Source organism: Streptacidiphilus monticola (genome assembly GCF_042658505.1).
Lineage (GTDB): Bacteria > Actinomycetota > Actinomycetes > Streptomycetales > Streptomycetaceae > Streptacidiphilus > Streptacidiphilus monticola.
Genome location: NZ_JBHSQJ010000225.1, coordinates 1 through 1,343, shown reverse-complemented (window position 1 = coordinate 1,343; position 1,343 = coordinate 1). Strand labels below are relative to the sequence as shown.

Below are 1,343 nucleotides of genomic sequence, written 5' to 3'. Positions count from 1 at the left end.
AACGGCCTGGTCGGCTGGTCCTCGAAGGTCTCCAACGTGCAGCTGGACCCGTTCAGCGTCCCGGTCTACACCGACATCACCGTCAAGTAGCCGACGGCTGACGGACGAGGCCCCCGCGCGGTGCGATGCCGTGGACGGGGGCCTCGCCGCGCAGCGGGACTGGACCCGTCATCAGTGGCCTGACTAGGGTCGGAGCCGATCCCCGCCGGTGCCTCGCGGCCCAGGACCGAGAGTTGTGGTGCCTCCCGATGTCCGAGACCCACCTTCCCGCCGTGCCGCTGCGCGTCGCGGTGGCCCAGGCATGTCCCGTGCCCGGCGACGTCGCGGCCAACGCGGCCGCCGCGGCGGCCATGGTCCGCGAAGCAGGGGATGCGGGGGCGCGCGTCGTGCTCTTCCCGGAGAAGTTCCTGACGGGCTACGAGCCCGGCCTGATCCAGGCCGATCCCGAGCGCTGCGCGGTGCGGGGCGGTGGAGACGCGCGGCTGGCGCCGCTGCTCGACGCCTGCCGGGACACCGGCGCGGTCGCCGTCGTCGGCACGGCCGTGCACGACGCGGGCAGCCTCTTCGTCTCCGCGCTGGTCCTGGACGGCGACGGAACCTGGGCCGCCCGGTACGACAAGCAGTTGCTCTTCCGCACCGAGCAGGACGTCTACCAGCCGGGACGGCAGGGCCTGTCGGTGGACGTGGACGGCTGGCGGCTCGGCATCGGAGTCTGCTACGACTCCGGCTTCCCCGAGCACGCCCGCGCCGCCGCGCTCGACGGGTGCCACGCCTACCTGGTGGGCGCGCTGTTCAGCGTCGGCCAAGGCCACCACGAGTCCCGGGTCTGGTTCCCGGCCCGTGCCCACGACAACACCATGTACGCCGTCCTCGCCAACCTGGTGGGCACGACCGGCGGTTGGGACACCTGCGGGAGCAGCGCGGTGTGGGATCCGCTCGGCCGGCTCGTCGCCGAGGCGGGGCCGGCGGACGCCGAGCTGCTCGTCGCCGATCTCGACCCCGAGGTCCTGCGCGCCTGCCGGGAGCGCCACCCGTGGCAGGCGGACTACGGCGACCCGTCGCTGATGCCGCGTCAGCGCCTGGCGCTCCAGGGCGCGCCGACGTCGGCGTGACCGGTCCGGGCCCGGCCTGACGCGCTGTCAGGCGGCGCCCCGGTGACCAGCGGGAGCGCTCGTTTGCCCGCCTCCGCTTGCCGCCGCCGAGCCGCGGAGGTGGGATCTCCCCAAGGGCACAGCGAGTTCCTGGGGTGACGGTGACGGTGACGAAGCAGACGCAACGCCGACAGGCCGCCGCGGGCAGCGCCGGCGCGCCGCTCAGCCGGGTCCGGATCGCCCTCGCCGCGG

At 74.6% G+C, this 1,343-nt stretch carries 1 protein-coding gene; it reads left to right on the top strand.

Annotated features, from left to right (window positions below; genetic code table 11):
- Window positions 1-248: 248 nt before the first annotated feature.
- The gene (locus ACFP3V_RS31460) at window positions 249-1,112 is read left to right on the top strand and encodes a carbon-nitrogen hydrolase family protein (RefSeq protein WP_380591147.1); all 864 of its coding nucleotides are present in this window, start codon (window positions 249-251) and stop codon (window positions 1,110-1,112) included.
- Window positions 1,113-1,343 lie beyond the last annotated feature (231 nt).

Excerpts from the sequence above, each read along its gene's own strand:
- ACFP3V_RS31460 (WP_380591147.1), top strand. The coding sequence starts at position 249 with ATGTCCGAGACCCACCTTCCCGCCGTGCCGCTGCGCGTCGCGGTGGCC.